Origin of the sequence: Enterobacter cloacae complex sp. EB5 (genome assembly GCF_031432835.1) — a bacterium.
GTDB classification, from domain to species: Bacteria; Pseudomonadota; Gammaproteobacteria; order Enterobacterales; family Enterobacteriaceae; genus Enterobacter; species Enterobacter hormaechei_C.
In genome coordinates, this window is sequence record NZ_CP133860.1 from 2,997,536 (window position 1) to 3,010,262 (window position 12,727).

Annotated in this window: 12 protein-coding genes and 3 tRNA genes; 7 read left to right on the plus strand and 8 right to left on the minus strand. The window is 55.6% G+C overall.

The features are described 5' to 3' along the window. Window positions 1-13: 13 nt before the first annotated feature. The gene (argA, locus tag RHN82_RS14335; RefSeq protein WP_015571744.1) at window positions 14-1,345 is read right to left on the minus strand and encodes an amino-acid N-acetyltransferase; all 1,332 of its coding nucleotides are present in this window, start codon (window positions 1,343-1,345) and stop codon (window positions 14-16) included. A gap of 227 nt (window positions 1,346-1,572) precedes the next feature. On the opposite strand from argA, the gene amiC reads away from it, so the two are divergent. After that, window positions 1,573-2,826, plus strand: coding sequence for an N-acetylmuramoyl-L-alanine amidase AmiC (gene amiC, locus RHN82_RS14340; protein ID WP_017382840.1), 1,254 nt, complete (start codon window positions 1,573-1,575; stop codon window positions 2,824-2,826). Between the two features lie 90 nt (window positions 2,827-2,916). Here the strand turns inward: amiC and RHN82_RS14345 are convergent. The 3 genes from RHN82_RS14345 to RHN82_RS14355 form a co-directional block, all read right to left on the minus strand. Next, window positions 2,917-2,993 (minus strand) — tRNA-Met (locus tag RHN82_RS14345). A gap of 44 nt (window positions 2,994-3,037) precedes the next feature. Then, a tRNA-Met gene (locus RHN82_RS14350) sits at window positions 3,038-3,114 on the minus strand. Window positions 3,115-3,285: 171 nt separating this feature from the next. Then, window positions 3,286-3,362, minus strand: a tRNA-Met gene (locus RHN82_RS14355). Between the two features lie 208 nt (window positions 3,363-3,570). Here RHN82_RS14355 and mltA point away from each other — a divergent pair. Further along, entirely contained in the window at window positions 3,571-4,668 is a 1,098-nt protein-coding gene (mltA, locus tag RHN82_RS14360; RefSeq protein WP_047050219.1) for a murein transglycosylase A, read from the plus strand. A gap of 75 nt (window positions 4,669-4,743) precedes the next feature. After that, on the plus strand, window positions 4,744-5,550 hold the full coding sequence (gene tcdA / locus RHN82_RS14365; RefSeq protein WP_047050218.1) for a tRNA cyclic N6-threonylcarbamoyladenosine(37) synthase TcdA: 807 nt from the start codon (window positions 4,744-4,746) through the stop codon (window positions 5,548-5,550). On the opposite strand, the gene csdE is transcribed toward tcdA, so the two are convergent. Both csdE and csdA read right to left on the minus strand, forming a co-directional pair. Next, entirely contained in the window at window positions 5,541-5,987 is a 447-nt protein-coding gene (csdE, locus tag RHN82_RS14370; RefSeq protein ID WP_047050217.1) for a cysteine desulfurase sulfur acceptor subunit CsdE, read from the minus strand. The genes tcdA and csdE overlap by 10 nt on opposite strands. Next, window positions 5,987-7,192: a cysteine desulfurase CsdA gene (gene csdA, locus RHN82_RS14375; protein WP_047050215.1), complete on the minus strand. Its 1,206-nt coding sequence runs from the start codon at window positions 7,190-7,192 to the stop codon at window positions 5,987-5,989. Before csdA ends, csdE begins: the two co-directional genes overlap by 1 nt. A gap of 191 nt (window positions 7,193-7,383) precedes the next feature. Here csdA and RHN82_RS14380 point away from each other — a divergent pair, with 191 nt between their 5' ends. From RHN82_RS14380 to rlmM, 4 genes are all read left to right on the plus strand, one after another. After that, window positions 7,384-7,611, plus strand: coding sequence for a YgdI/YgdR family lipoprotein (locus RHN82_RS14380; protein WP_003862759.1), 228 nt, complete (start codon window positions 7,384-7,386; stop codon window positions 7,609-7,611). A gap of 350 nt (window positions 7,612-7,961) precedes the next feature. After that, window positions 7,962-8,879 carry a glycine cleavage system transcriptional regulator GcvA gene (gene gcvA, locus RHN82_RS14385; protein ID WP_003862758.1) on the plus strand — a complete coding sequence of 306 codons (918 nt, stop codon included), beginning with the start codon at window positions 7,962-7,964 and terminating at the stop codon, window positions 8,877-8,879. Between the two features lie 39 nt (window positions 8,880-8,918). Next, a complete protein-coding gene (locus tag RHN82_RS14390) occupies window positions 8,919-9,314 on the plus strand; it encodes a DUF423 domain-containing protein (RefSeq protein ID WP_003862756.1) in 396 nt (131 codons plus the stop codon). Continuing rightward, a complete protein-coding gene (gene rlmM, locus RHN82_RS14395) occupies window positions 9,307-10,407 on the plus strand; it encodes a 23S rRNA (cytidine(2498)-2'-O)-methyltransferase RlmM (protein WP_003862754.1) in 1,101 nt (366 codons plus the stop codon). Before RHN82_RS14390 ends, rlmM begins: the two co-directional genes overlap by 8 nt. A gap of 57 nt (window positions 10,408-10,464) precedes the next feature. Here rlmM and xni read toward each other — a convergent pair whose 3' ends face one another. Together xni and RHN82_RS14405 are read right to left on the minus strand one after the other, a co-directional pair. Next, window positions 10,465-11,220, minus strand: coding sequence for a flap endonuclease Xni (xni, locus tag RHN82_RS14400; protein WP_047050214.1), 756 nt, complete (start codon window positions 11,218-11,220; stop codon window positions 10,465-10,467). Window positions 11,221-11,332: 112 nt separating this feature from the next. Then, complete coding sequence (locus RHN82_RS14405) at window positions 11,333-12,700, minus strand: L-serine ammonia-lyase (RefSeq protein ID WP_047050212.1); 1,368 nt, start codon at window positions 12,698-12,700, stop codon at window positions 11,333-11,335. Window positions 12,701-12,727 lie beyond the last annotated feature (27 nt).

Here is a 12,727-nt window from a genome sequence, read left to right on the forward strand (position 1 = left end):
GAGAGGGTGACTGTTATCCCAGGTCCGCCATTAACACTTTCGAGCGGCGCTGGTAGTTGTACATCTCTTTCTTACTTTCCGGCAGGGAATCAATATCCACCGGCGTGAAGCCGCGCTCCTGGAACCAGTGAATGCTGCGCGTGGTAAGCACGAACAGCTTGCTCAGACCCATCTGGCGCGCCTGTGCCGCCACGCGTTCAAGCAGCAGCTCCCCCCGTGAGGAGCTACGGTAATCAGGATGCACGGCGACGCATGCCATTTCGCCAATCTGCTCTTCCGGGAACGGATAAAGCGCCGCACAGGCAATGGTCAGGTTATCCCGCTGAATGATGGTGAACTTGTCGATCTCCATCTCCAGCTGTTCGCGGGAGCGGCGAACCAGAATGCCCTGTTGTTCCAGCGGACGGATCAGCTCCAGAATGCCGCCGATATCGTTGATGGTGGCACGGCGGATCTGCTCGGCGCTCTCCATGACGATCTGCGTACCGATCCCGTCCCGGGAGAACAGCTCCTGCAACAGCGCGCCGTCTTCCTGATAGCTGATCAGGTGGCTGCGGCGCACCCCGCTACGGCACGCTTTAACGGCGCCGCGCAGAAAACGCACGGTACCGGAATAGTAATCGCCTTCTGCTTCCAGCGCTTCGACGCGCGCCTGGGCTTCATTCGGAAAAAGTTCTGGCACAATCACGCCCTCATCGTTCACGACACCCTGTGAGGAACAAAAGCCGATCATTTTTTCCGCTTTCAGCTTGATGGCCAGCTGGGTGGCAATCTCTTCTGAGGTCAGATTAAAACTTTCACCCGTTACGGAGACGGCAACGGGCCCCATCAGGACGATCGCGCCGTTGTCTAACTGGCGGTGAATGGCTTCTTCATCAATACGGCGGATGCGGCCGCTGTGGCAGTAATCCACGCCATCGTCCACGCCGAGCGGCTGAGCGATGATAAAGTTGCCGCTCACCACGTTGATGTGCGCGCCCTGCAACGGCGTATTATTCAGGCTCATCGACAGGCGGGCGGTAATATCGAGCTGCAACAGACCCGCCGCCTGTTTGACCAGCTCGAGGGTTTTCGCGTCCGTCACGCGGGTATGTTTGTGGTAGATCGGCTCATGGTGATGAGCGGCCAGGTTGGCTTCGATTTGCGGACGTGCGCCATACACCACCACCAGACGGATGCCGAGGCTGTGCAGCAGGCCGATATCATTGACGATGCTGGAAAAGTTTTCATGCTCAATGGCTTCGCCGCCAAGCATGATGACAAACGTTTTTCCCCGATGGGTGTTGATATAGGGAACAGAATGGCGGAATCCCTGGACCAGTTCGGTTCTGCGTTCCTTAACCATGACACAACCCTTAGTGAATGTTTATTCGTAATTTCTGTATTTTTATTCGATTGTGGCCGCGTGTGCAAGCCTAAATTTTCTGCGACCCACAGAAAATAATAAGTAATCCGTGCGTTAACGTATGATTGTTTACCCTTTTATAGATGACAGTTTATGCGTCATTCGTTAAAGTTTTCGGTCAATTTGGGCGTTTTGTTCATCAATCAGATTTCTTGCTCGGGAGAAGCATGTCGGGATCCAATTCAGCAATAAGCCGCCGCCGCCTGTTAAAAGGGGCCGGGGCGATGTGGTTGCTTAGCGTCAGCCAGGTGGGTCTTGCCGCCACAAGCCAGGTAGTCGCGGTGCGCGTCTGGCCGTCGTCGACCTATACGCGCGTGACGGTCGAGTCCAATCGCGTGCTGAAATACAAGCAATTTGCCCTCAGCAATCCTGAACGTGTGGTGGTTGATCTCGAAGGTGTGAACCTCAACTCTGTGCTTAAAGGCATGGCAGCTCAGATCCGTGGCGACGATCCGTTTATCAAATCGGCGCGCGTCGGGCAGTTCGATCCGCAAACCGTGCGCATGGTGTTTGAGCTGAAGCAGAACGTGAAACCGCAGCTCTTTGCCCTTGCGCCTGTTGCCGCCTTTAAGGAGCGTCTGGTGATGGATCTCTATCCGGCGAATGCGACGGATATTCAGGATCCGCTCCTGGCATTACTTGAGGATTACAACAAAGGCGATCTCGACAGCCAGGTTCCGCCAGCGCAAAGTGGTCCACAGCCGGGCAAGGCGGGGCGCGATCGCCCGATTGTGATCATGCTCGATCCTGGCCACGGCGGAGAAGATTCCGGCGCCGTCGGGAAATATCGTACCCGCGAAAAAGATGTGGTGCTGCAAATTGCCCGTCGTCTGAAGGCGTTGATCGACAAAGAGGGCAATATGCGCGCCTACATGACGCGCAACGAAGATGTCTTTATCCCGCTGAAGGTCCGCGTGGCAAAAGCGCAAAAGCAGCGCGCGGATCTGTTTGTCTCTATTCACGCGGATGCCTTCACCAGCCGCCAGCCGAGTGGATCTTCAGTGTTTGCCCTGTCAACGAAAGGGGCAACCAGTACCGCCGCGAGATACCTGGCGGACACGCAGAACGCCTCGGATTTAATTGGTGGCGTGAGCAAAAGTGGCGACCGTTACGTCGACCATACGATGTTTGATATGGTGCAGTCGCTGACCATTACCGACAGCCTGAAGTTTGGTAAAGCGGTGCTGGGCAAGTTGGGCCGGGTCAACAAGCTGCACAAAAACAGCGTCGAGCAGGCCGGATTTGCGGTACTGAAAGCGCCAGATATTCCATCCATTCTGGTCGAAACCGCGTTTATCAGTAACGTGGAAGAGGAACGTAAGCTCAAGACGGCTAAATTCCAGCAGGAAGTGGCGGAGTCGATTCTGGCGGGGATCCGGGCCTACTTCTCAGACGGGGAAACGCTGGCGCGGCGGGGGTAGGGCATTAAGCCGGGTATCATGCCCGGCACTTTCACAAACGCCAGATACAAAAAAACACCCTTCAGGGTGTTTATTGTTTTTAAGAAGTGTTGGTTGCGGGGGCCGGATTTGAACCGACGACCTTCGGGTTATGAGCCCGACGAGCTACCAGGCTGCTCCACCCCGCGTCCGTCTTTCTACACTTGTAGAAACTTACTTCTTCAAATTTGATTGGTTGCGGGGGCCGGATTTGAACCGACGACCTTCGGGTTATGAGCCCGACGAGCTACCAGGCTGCTCCACCCCGCGTCCGTCTTTTTGCTTCGTATTTCAAACCACATCTGCGTTGACTTTCCTCGTTCACCTCAGTCACTTACTGGAGTAAGTTCCTAAGGATTCACTGCGTCGTCGCCTTGCTGTGATTCGAACTACTTCGCAAAAACTTCTACTGTCGTAGAAGATACTTCATCAAATTTTAATTGGTTGCGGGGGCCGGATTTGAACCGACGACCTTCGGGTTATGAGCCCGACGAGCTACCAGGCTGCTCCACCCCGCGTCCGTGGAAGCGCACTATACTCGGATAGGTTTGTGATGCAACCCCTTTTTCACATAATTCATTATTTTGTATGCAAAATGAACGGCAAAAGCCACTTTGGACTATTTTTTGTGCAAAATTTGCCAAAGGGAAGGCGATTGCATTTCATTAACACGGTGGGTTTGTTATCTTCATCTCGCGGAATTGGGCAACTAAAAGACGAGATATAATGAAAGGACGTTGGGCGAAGTATCTGATGACAGGCGCAATGGTGGCGATTCTTGCGGCCTGCTCTTCCAAACCGACCGATCGCGGTCAACAGTATAAAGACGGGAAGTTATCCCAGCCTTTCTCTTTAGTTAACCAGCCAGACGCCGTGGGCGCTCCGATCAATGCCGGAGACTTCTCCGAGCAGGTCTACCAGATCCGCACTGCTTCTCCGCGTTTATACAGTTCGCAGAACAACGTCTATAGCGCCGTCCAGGACTGGCTGCGTGCAGGCGGTGATACCCGCAATATGCGCCAGTTTGGTATCGATGCCTGGCAGATGGAGGGGGCGGATAACTACGGTAACGTCCAGTTTACCGGTTACTACACCCCGGTTGTCCAGGCGCGACACACACGCCAGGGCGAGTTCCAGTATCCCATTTATCGTATGCCGCCGAAACGCGGTCGTCTGCCGTCCCGCGCCGAGATCTACGCCGGCGCGCTGAGCGAAAATTATGTTCTGGCCTACAGCAACTCGCTGATGGACAACTTCATTATGGACGTGCAGGGCAGCGGCTATATTGATTTTGGCGACGGCTCGCCGCTGAACTTCTTTAGCTACGCCGGGAAAAATGGCCATGCCTATCGCAGCATCGGTAAGGTGCTCATCGACCGTGGCGAAGTGAAACGAGAAGATATGTCGATGCAGGCGATCCGCGAGTGGGGCGAAAAACACAGCGAAGCGGAAGTGCGTGAGCTGCTTGAGCAGAACCCATCGTTTGTCTTCTTCAAACCGCAGAACTTTGCGCCGGTGAAAGGGGCGAGCGCCGTCCCGCTGATTGGCCGCGCTTCTGTGGCATCGGATCGTTCGATTATTCCGGCGGGTACCACGCTGCTGGCGGAAGTTCCACTCCTCGACAACAACGGCAAATTCAACGGCAAGTATGAATTACGCCTGATGGTGGCGCTGGACGTGGGTGGGGCGATCAAAGGCCAGCACTTCGACATTTATCAGGGCATCGGCCCGGATGCCGGCCACCGTGCAGGCTGGTATAACCACTACGGACGCGTGTGGGTGCTGAAGACAGCGCCGGGTACCGGAAACGTATTCAGCGGCTGATTGTGGTATTCTGAGCACAAGACGGATTACGGTTCAGGGTGAGGAATACCTCACCCTTTTTACATCTGAGGTTTTATGTCTGTGGTAATCAGCGATGCCTGGCGCCAGCGTTTCGGCGGCACGGCACGGTTATATGGTGAAAAAGCCCTGCAACTGTTCGCGGATGCGCATGTCTGCGTGGTGGGCATTGGTGGCGTGGGGTCGTGGGCGGCAGAAGCGCTGGCGAGAACCGGCATTGGCGCAATTACGTTGATTGATATGGATGACGTCTGCGTCACTAACACTAACCGTCAGATCCACGCCCTGCGTGATAACGTTGGTCTGGCGAAGTCCGAGGTGATGGCGGAGCGTATTCGTCTCATCAACCCGGAGTGCCGGGTGACGGTGATCGACGACTTTGTGACGGCAGATAACGTCGCGGAGTACATGAGCAAAGGCTACAGCTATGTGATTGACGCCATCGACAGCGTGCGGCCAAAAGCGGCGCTGATCGCTTACTGTCGTCGTTACAAGGTGCCGCTGGTGACAACGGGCGGTGCGGGTGGACAAATTGATCCGACGCAGATCCAGGTGGCGGATCTGGCGAAAACCATTCAGGATCCGCTGGCCGCTAAGCTGCGCGAGCGCTTAAAAAGCGACTTCAACGTGGTGAAAAACAGCAAAGGCAAGCTGGGCGTGGACTGTGTGTTCTCGACAGAAGCGCTGGTTTATCCGCAGGCGGATGGTTCGGTCTGTGCAATGAAAAGCACGGCGGAAGGGCCAAAGCGGATGGATTGTGCCTCAGGGTTTGGAGCGGCCACCATGGTGACCGCCTCCTTCGGCTTTGTGGCGGTCTCTCACGCCCTGAAGAAGATGATGGCGAAGGCGGACCGTCAGGCCTGAGCCTGGCGGGCGGCATCCAGCACCGCGTCGTTTAGCGCAATCAGTCCCTGACCGCGCGAGGCGCTAAGCTGCGCGCGAAGTCCCAGCTCATCAAACAGCGCCAGCGGAGAATGCGCCAGCAGCTCTGCGGCGCGTTTCCCTTCGATTGCGGTCAACAGCACCGCCAGCAGACCGCGAACAATGCGTCCCTCGCTGTCGCCGAAGAAATGCAGATTCTCACCGGATACGCTAAACCCAAGCCAGACGCGGTTCTCGCAGCCTGCGATCTCCTTCGCCTGTGATTTCAGCTCGTCTGACAGCGTGGGCAGCTGTTTACCCAGCAGGATCAGCTGACGATATTTATCTTCCCACTGCGTGAGCGGGACGAAGGTCTGTTTTAACGTCTCTTCGGTAATAACGGTGCCGAACGGGTGTCCGGCTAAAGCTGAACTTGTCATTAATCCACCAGTAATTCCAGGGCGCGGTCGACGGCGGAAACCAGCGCATCGACGTCACTTTTTGTATTGTACGGTGCAAACGAGGCGCGCAGGGTACCGCTCACGCCAATAGCCGCCAGCAGCGGCTGGGCGCAGTGCTGTCCGGCACGCAGGGCAATGCCGTATCCGGCAAGCAGTGTCACCATGTCGCTATGGTGCACGCCCGCGAAATCAAAGGCGAGCAGGCTGGAATCCTGGACGCGGAACGAGCGAAAACCCGGACGTTTTTTCAGTTCTTCTTCCGCCAGCGTCGCCAGACCCCGGCTCCAGCTTTCAGCCTGGACCACGTCCGTTTCTGCCAGCCATTCGAGCGCCGCGCTCAGGCCGATAACCCCGGCCACGTTCGGTGTACCGGCTTCCAGGCGGTAGGGCACATCCTGCGTTTTAAAACCGTCGAAGGTGACTTCGGTAATCATCTTGCCGCCGCCGAGCCACGGCGTCATCCGGGCCAGCAGTTCAGGTTTGCCGTACAGCGCGCCGATACCGGTTGGCCCGTAAAGTTTGTGCCCTGAGAAAGCATAGAAGTCGATATCCAGCGCCTGAACGTCAGCCGGAAAATGCACCACACCCTGCGCACCGTCGACCATCACCACCACACCGCTGGCGTGGGCAATCTCAATGGCACGCGTTAGATCCGGACAGCCGCCGGTGACGTTGGACATCTGCCCCAGCGCCAGAATACGGCTGCGCGGCGTAATCAGCTCAGGCAGACGCGCCACGTCAGGCAGGCAGTCTGCACCCAACGGGAGTTTTATAACCCGTGCCCCGGTTTGTTCGGCCACCATCAGCCAGGGCACCAGGTTGGCGTGGTGTTCCGCCTCGCTGACGATGATCTCATCCCCGGGCTGCAACAGCGGACGCGCGTAACATTGCGCCACCATGTTAATGGCCTCGGTGGTGCCCCGCGTCCAGACGATGTTCTTACCGCTGTCAGCATTGATCAGGCGCGCGACCTGATCCCGTGCGGCTTCGTATTGCGCCGTTAAGCGCTGCGCGTCGGCATACTGGCTGCGGTGCACGTTCCCGGCGCTCAGGCTGTAAAACTGGCGGGTTGCCTCAATCACCGCCTGCGGTTTAAGGGCCGTGGCAGCACTATCAAGATAAATGCCGGCATCGGCCAGCGCAGGAAACTGTGCGCGAAACTGCGCAGGACTGAAAGCGTTCATGGGATTCCTCATATCGATTCTAGGATCGTCGCGCAAATTCATCGGCAGGGCAAGGAAGTTGATATCTATCAGATTTGTCTGCTTATCCTGGCGAGTCTGAAAAAGCAGGTTATGCTAAATAGTGTTAGGCGGATGTTTTAGCCTGTTATAAATCGAGGTTTGAATAGCATTAATTGCTAAAGGAGATAAACATGAAAAAGACAGCTGCAATCATTTCTGCCTGTGCGTTGACCTTTGCCCTGAGCGCCTGTTCTGGAAATAACTACGTAATGCATACCAATGATGGTCGATCTATCGTCTCTGAAGGGAAACCGACAACCGATAATGATACCGGGATGATTTCATACAAAGATGCTAACGGGAACAAACAGCAGATCAATCGCACTGACGTGAAAGAGATGAAGGAAATCGAGCATTAACAGTTAGATAAGCGAAAAAAAAGCACCGCAAGTTGGCGGTGCTACATTAATCACTATGGACAGACAGGGTAAATGTACAGGAAGTGAAAAATTGGTAGCGTTGCTACCGTGGTCTGAATCGCAGACCAATTGCAAACACAACAACACAACATCACAACCGTAAGCCAAAAGCCCTTCAGAACACGCATTCCAAAAAAAGCTTTTCGTTCCGGCTCAGGAAGTGCCGCCACTATAGGTATTTGCTGGTAGTTCCTCAACGGACAAATTATAATGGCTCAGATAAAAAAAACTAATAGGTTAAACGTTGTTTCCTATATGTTAAATCTCGTTAACATCTAAGCCAGATAACCATGTCCAAGCGATTGCCACCCCTTAATGCATTACGTGTTTTTGATGCAGCAGCACGCCACCTCAGCTTCACCCGCGCAGCCGATGAGCTTTTTGTGACGCAGGCCGCAGTAAGTCATCAAATCAAGTCTCTGGAGGATTTTCTGGGGCTTAAGCTGTTCCGTCGACGCAACCGTTCGTTGCTGTTGACCGAAGAGGGGCAGAGCTATTTTCAGGATATTAAAGAGATTTTTTCCCAGCTGACGGAGGCCACTCGTAAACTTCAGGCCCGGAGCGCAAAAGGCGCCCTGACTGTGAGTTTATTGCCCAGTTTTGCCATTCAGTGGCTGGTGCCGCGACTCTCAAGCTTTAACTCAACTTATCCGGGAATCGATGTCCGAATCCAGGCGGTGGACCGTCAGGAAGACAAGCTTGCAGATGATGTGGATGTGGCGATTTTTTACGGTCGCGGTAACTGGCCGGGCTTGCGTGTGGAAAAATTATACGCAGAATATCTGTTGCCGGTCTGTTCACCGCTGCTGCTGACGGGGGATAAAGCGCTCAAAACGCCCGCCGATCTGGCGCAACACACGCTTTTGCACGATGCGTCGCGTCGCGACTGGCAAACTTATACCCGCCAGTTAGGTCTTAATCATATAAACGTGCAGCAGGGTCCCATTTTTAGCCACAGCGCGATGGTGCTACAGGCTGCCATTCACGGGCAGGGCGTGGCGTTGGCAAACAACGTTATGGCGCAGTCCGAAATTGAGGCAGGCCGTCTGGTTTGCCCATTTAACGATGTACTGGTCAGCAAGAATGCATTTTATCTGGTTTGTCATGACAGTCAGGCAGAACTGGGTAAAATAGCCGCTTTCCGGCAGTGGATACTGGCGAAAGCGGCAAGCGAGCAAGAAAAATTCCGCTTCAGGTATGAACAATAACGTTTGTGTGCCGGGCACGCATCAATTCAGGACTTAAACATGACCAGCCGATTCATGCTGATTTTCGCCGCGGTGAGTGGCTTTATTTTTGTAGCTCTGGGCGCGTTTGGCGCGCATGTCTTAAGCAAATCTCTGGGCGTTGTGGAGATGGGCTGGATCCAGACCGGCCTTGAATATCAGGCGTTTCACACGCTGGCGATTTTTGGGCTGGCGGTGGCGATGCAGCGCCGCATCAGCATCTGGTTTTACTGGAGCAGCGTCTTTCTGGCGCTGGGTACCGTACTGTTCAGCGGCAGTCTTTACTGTCTGGCGCTGTCGCATTTACGCCTGTGGGCGTTTGTTACACCTGTCGGCGGCGTCAGCTTCCTGGCGGGTTGGGTGTTAATGTTTATCGGAGCTATCCGTCTGAAACGCAAGGGCGTTGTTCATGAATAAGGTTGTTTTATATTGTCGCCCGGGGTTTGAGAAAGAGTGTGCCGCGGAAATCACCGATAAAGCGGCGAAGCGTGAAGTCTTCGGATTCGCTCGCGTCAAAGAGAACGCGGGCTATGTGGTATTTGAATGCTATCAGCCTGATGATGCCGACAAGCTGGCGCGCGAACTGCCGTTCAGCTCATTGATTTTCGCCCGTCAGATGTTTGTCGCGGGCGAACTGCTGAAAGATCTTCCGCCGGAAGATCGCATCACGCCGATTGTTGGCCTGTTGCAGGGCGTGGTGGAGAAGGGCGGCGATTTGCGCGTGGAAGTGGCCGACACCAACGAAAGCAAAGAGCTGATGAAGTTCTGCCGTAAGTTCACCGTGCCGTTGCGCGCGGCGCTGCGTGATGCGGGCGTGCTGACTAACTACGAAACGCCAAAGCGTCCGGTTGTGCATATCTTCTTTATTGCGCCAGGATGTTGCTACGCAGGCTACTCGTATACCACCAATAACTCGCCGTTCTTTATGGGGATCCCGCGTCTGCGCTTCCCGGCAGACGCGCCGAGCCGTTCAACCCTGAAGCTGGAAGAGGCGTTTCACGTCTTTATCCCGGCGGATGAGTGGGACGAACGTCTGGCAAACGGCATGTATGCCGTCGACCTTGGCGCGTGCCCGGGCGGCTGGACCTATCAGCTGGTGAAACGCAACATGTGGGTTTCGTCTGTGGATAACGGCCCGATGGCGCAAAGCCTGATGGATACCGGGCAGGTCACCTGGCTGCGTGAGGACGGCTTCCGCTATCGCCCGAACCGCAACAACATCTCCTGGATGGTGTGCGACATGGTAGAAAAACCGGCAAAAGTTGCGGCGCTGATGGCCTCCTGGCTGGTGAACGGCTGGTGTCGTGAGACGATTTTCAACCTCAAGCTGCCGATGAAAAAGCGCTACGAAGAGGTGTCGCAGAACCTGGCCTATATTCAGCAGCAGCTGGACGAACACGGGATTAACGCGGAAATCCAGGCGCGTCAGCTTTATCACGACCGCGAAGAAGTGACGGTGCATATCCGTCGCTGGTGGGCGGCCGTGGGTGGGCGTCGCGACGAGCGATAACGTTTGTAACGCCCGGTGGCGCTGCGCTTACCGGGCCTACAAAATCGTGTGGTTGTTTTAACGCTCTAACCTTAACTGCTGTAAATTCCCGTCCAGCTGTAAATCCGTCTGTAGCGTCGCCACCTCCCGGCAGATAAACGCCATCTCTTTATGCGCCTCCAGCTTCTTGCGCCATTTTTCCGGCACTTCATCAAGCCTGGCGTAAATTCCTTCCAGACTCTGAAACTCCGTCAGCAGCTGTGCGGCGCTTTTGGGTCCAATACCGGCGACACCCGGCACTTTAGAGCTGCTGATCCCCGCCAGCCCCCAGTAATCCGGCAGTTGCGCAGGCGATACGCCAAACTCGCTGGCAATGAATGGCGCGTCCAGCCAGCGTTTTTGAAAGTAGTCCCGGATGCGGATCGTTGGAGAGAGCAGCTGGCAGTAGCCTTTGTCGGTTGAAACGATAGTCGCCTGATGCCCGGCGCTCGCGACTTTAACCGCCAGCGTTGCGGCTAAATCGTCAGCCTCATTACCGTGGGCGCCCCAGCACGGAACGCCGCGCTGCTCAAAGGCCGCGCGGATAGCGGGCATTTCTGCGTGCAGATCGTCCGGCATCGGCGCACGTCCGGCTTTGTAGTCCGGCAGGCGCTGGTGCCGCCAGCCGGTATTGCGTGCTTCATCGTCGAATACGGCAACAGCGTGGGTGGGTTCGCTATGGCGAATGAGCTGCTCCAGCGCGTGTAAACAGATGTCCTTGCAGGGGGTGCCCTGTACCGCATGAATACGGCGAATCAGGTTAAGTGCATCGACGATAAGCAAATGAACGGCCACAGATAATCTCCCTTCTGTCTGATAGGTGAAGGGTAACACTGAGCGCAGCATGAAACTATGAATGGTGAGGAAAACAGGAAGAAGCCTCGCAAAACGAGGCTTCCTGAGAGGCTTAATCGCAGGTGACGATCTTCATCGCCAGGCCACCGCGGGAGGTTTCGCGGTATTTGGCGTTCATATCTTTACCGGTTTCGTACATGGTTTCGATAACCTTGTCGAGGCAGACGCGCGGTTCGCTGGTACGACGCAGCGCCATACGGGCCGCGTTCACCGCTTTCACCGAGGCGATGGCGTTACGCTCGATGCAGGGCACCTGGACCTGTCCGCCGACCGGATCGCAGGTCAGCCCCAGGTTATGTTCCATGCCGATTTCCGCCGCAATACAAACCTGCGCAGGGCTTGCGCCCAGCAATTCGGCCAGACCCGCCGCCGCCATAGAGCAGGCGACGCCCACTTCACCCTGACAGCCTACTTCCGCGCCAGAAATTGAGGCGTTCATCTTGTACAGTGAGCCAATCGCACTGGCGACCAGCAGGTAGCGCGCGAGTGAGTTTGCGTTCACTTCACGGATAAACTTGTCGTAATACGCCAGAACCGCCGGAACAATGCCGCACGCACCGTTGGTTGGCGCGGTGACAACGCGGCCACCCGCGGCGTTCTCTTCGTTCACCGCCAGCGCGAACATGTTGATCCAGTCGACGACGGCCATCGGGTCGGTGGTGGTTTTGTCGGTGCTGACCAGCATGCGGCGCAGCGCAGCCGCACGACGCGGAACACGCAGTTTACCCGGCAGCACGCCTTCGGTGGTGATCCCGCGCTCAATGCCGCTGCGCATCACTTCCCAGACGTTAGCGAAGTGCTGTTCCAGCTCCTCTTTACTGTGCAGGGCCAGCTCGTTTTTCATCATCAGGCCGGAGAGAGAAAGGCCTGTCTCCTGGCAGTGACGCTGTAAGTCGGCCGCGTTTTTGTACGGGTACGGCACGTCAACGGCAGAATTAGTGCTTTGACCAAAATGGTCCTCGTCGACGATAAACCCGCCGCCGATGGAGTAATACGTCTGGCTGTAAACCGCTTTGTCGCCGGCCAGCGCGGTAATGCGCATGCCGTTTTCGTGCAGCGACAGGTTATCTGCATGGAAATTCATGCAGTGATCAACCGGGAATTCAACCTCATGCTCGCCGTTCGCCAGCAGCAAACGACCGTGGGTGTTCACGTCCTGGATAAAGCCAGGTATTGCATCAATATCTACGGTATCCGGCAGATTACCCGCCAGCCCCATGATAATGGCAATATCGGTATGGTGGCCTTTACCGGTCAGGGAAAGGGAACCATATACATCGACAACCACGCGGGTGATGTCGTGCAAAATGCCGCGTGCAATCAAGTCATCCGTGAATTGTTTACCGGCTTTCATTGGTCCGACGGTGTGAGAGCTGGAAGGACCAATACCGATTTTGAAGATATCGAATACGCTAATCATGATGCGTCCATTGCTTCAGTCAGAGGG

Excerpts from the sequence above, each read along its gene's own strand:
- argA (WP_015571744.1), bottom strand. The coding sequence starts at position 1,345 with ATGGTTAAGGAACGCAGAACCGAACTGGTCCAGGGATTCCGCCATTCT.
- amiC (WP_017382840.1), top strand. The coding sequence starts at position 1,573 with ATGTCGGGATCCAATTCAGCAATAAGCCGCCGCCGCCTGTTAAAAGGG.
- mltA (WP_047050219.1), top strand. The coding sequence starts at position 3,571 with ATGAAAGGACGTTGGGCGAAGTATCTGATGACAGGCGCAATGGTGGCG.
- tcdA (WP_047050218.1), top strand. The coding sequence starts at position 4,744 with ATGTCTGTGGTAATCAGCGATGCCTGGCGCCAGCGTTTCGGCGGCACG.
- csdE (WP_047050217.1), bottom strand. The coding sequence starts at position 5,987 with ATGACAAGTTCAGCTTTAGCCGGACACCCGTTCGGCACCGTTATTACC.
- csdA (WP_047050215.1), bottom strand. The coding sequence starts at position 7,192 with ATGAACGCTTTCAGTCCTGCGCAGTTTCGCGCACAGTTTCCTGCGCTG.
- RHN82_RS14380 (WP_003862759.1), top strand. The coding sequence starts at position 7,384 with ATGAAAAAGACAGCTGCAATCATTTCTGCCTGTGCGTTGACCTTTGCC.
- gcvA (WP_003862758.1), top strand. The coding sequence starts at position 7,962 with ATGTCCAAGCGATTGCCACCCCTTAATGCATTACGTGTTTTTGATGCA.
- RHN82_RS14390 (WP_003862756.1), top strand. The coding sequence starts at position 8,919 with ATGACCAGCCGATTCATGCTGATTTTCGCCGCGGTGAGTGGCTTTATT.
- rlmM (WP_003862754.1), top strand. The coding sequence starts at position 9,307 with ATGAATAAGGTTGTTTTATATTGTCGCCCGGGGTTTGAGAAAGAGTGT.
- RHN82_RS14405 (WP_047050212.1), bottom strand. The coding sequence starts at position 12,700 with ATGATTAGCGTATTCGATATCTTCAAAATCGGTATTGGTCCTTCCAGC.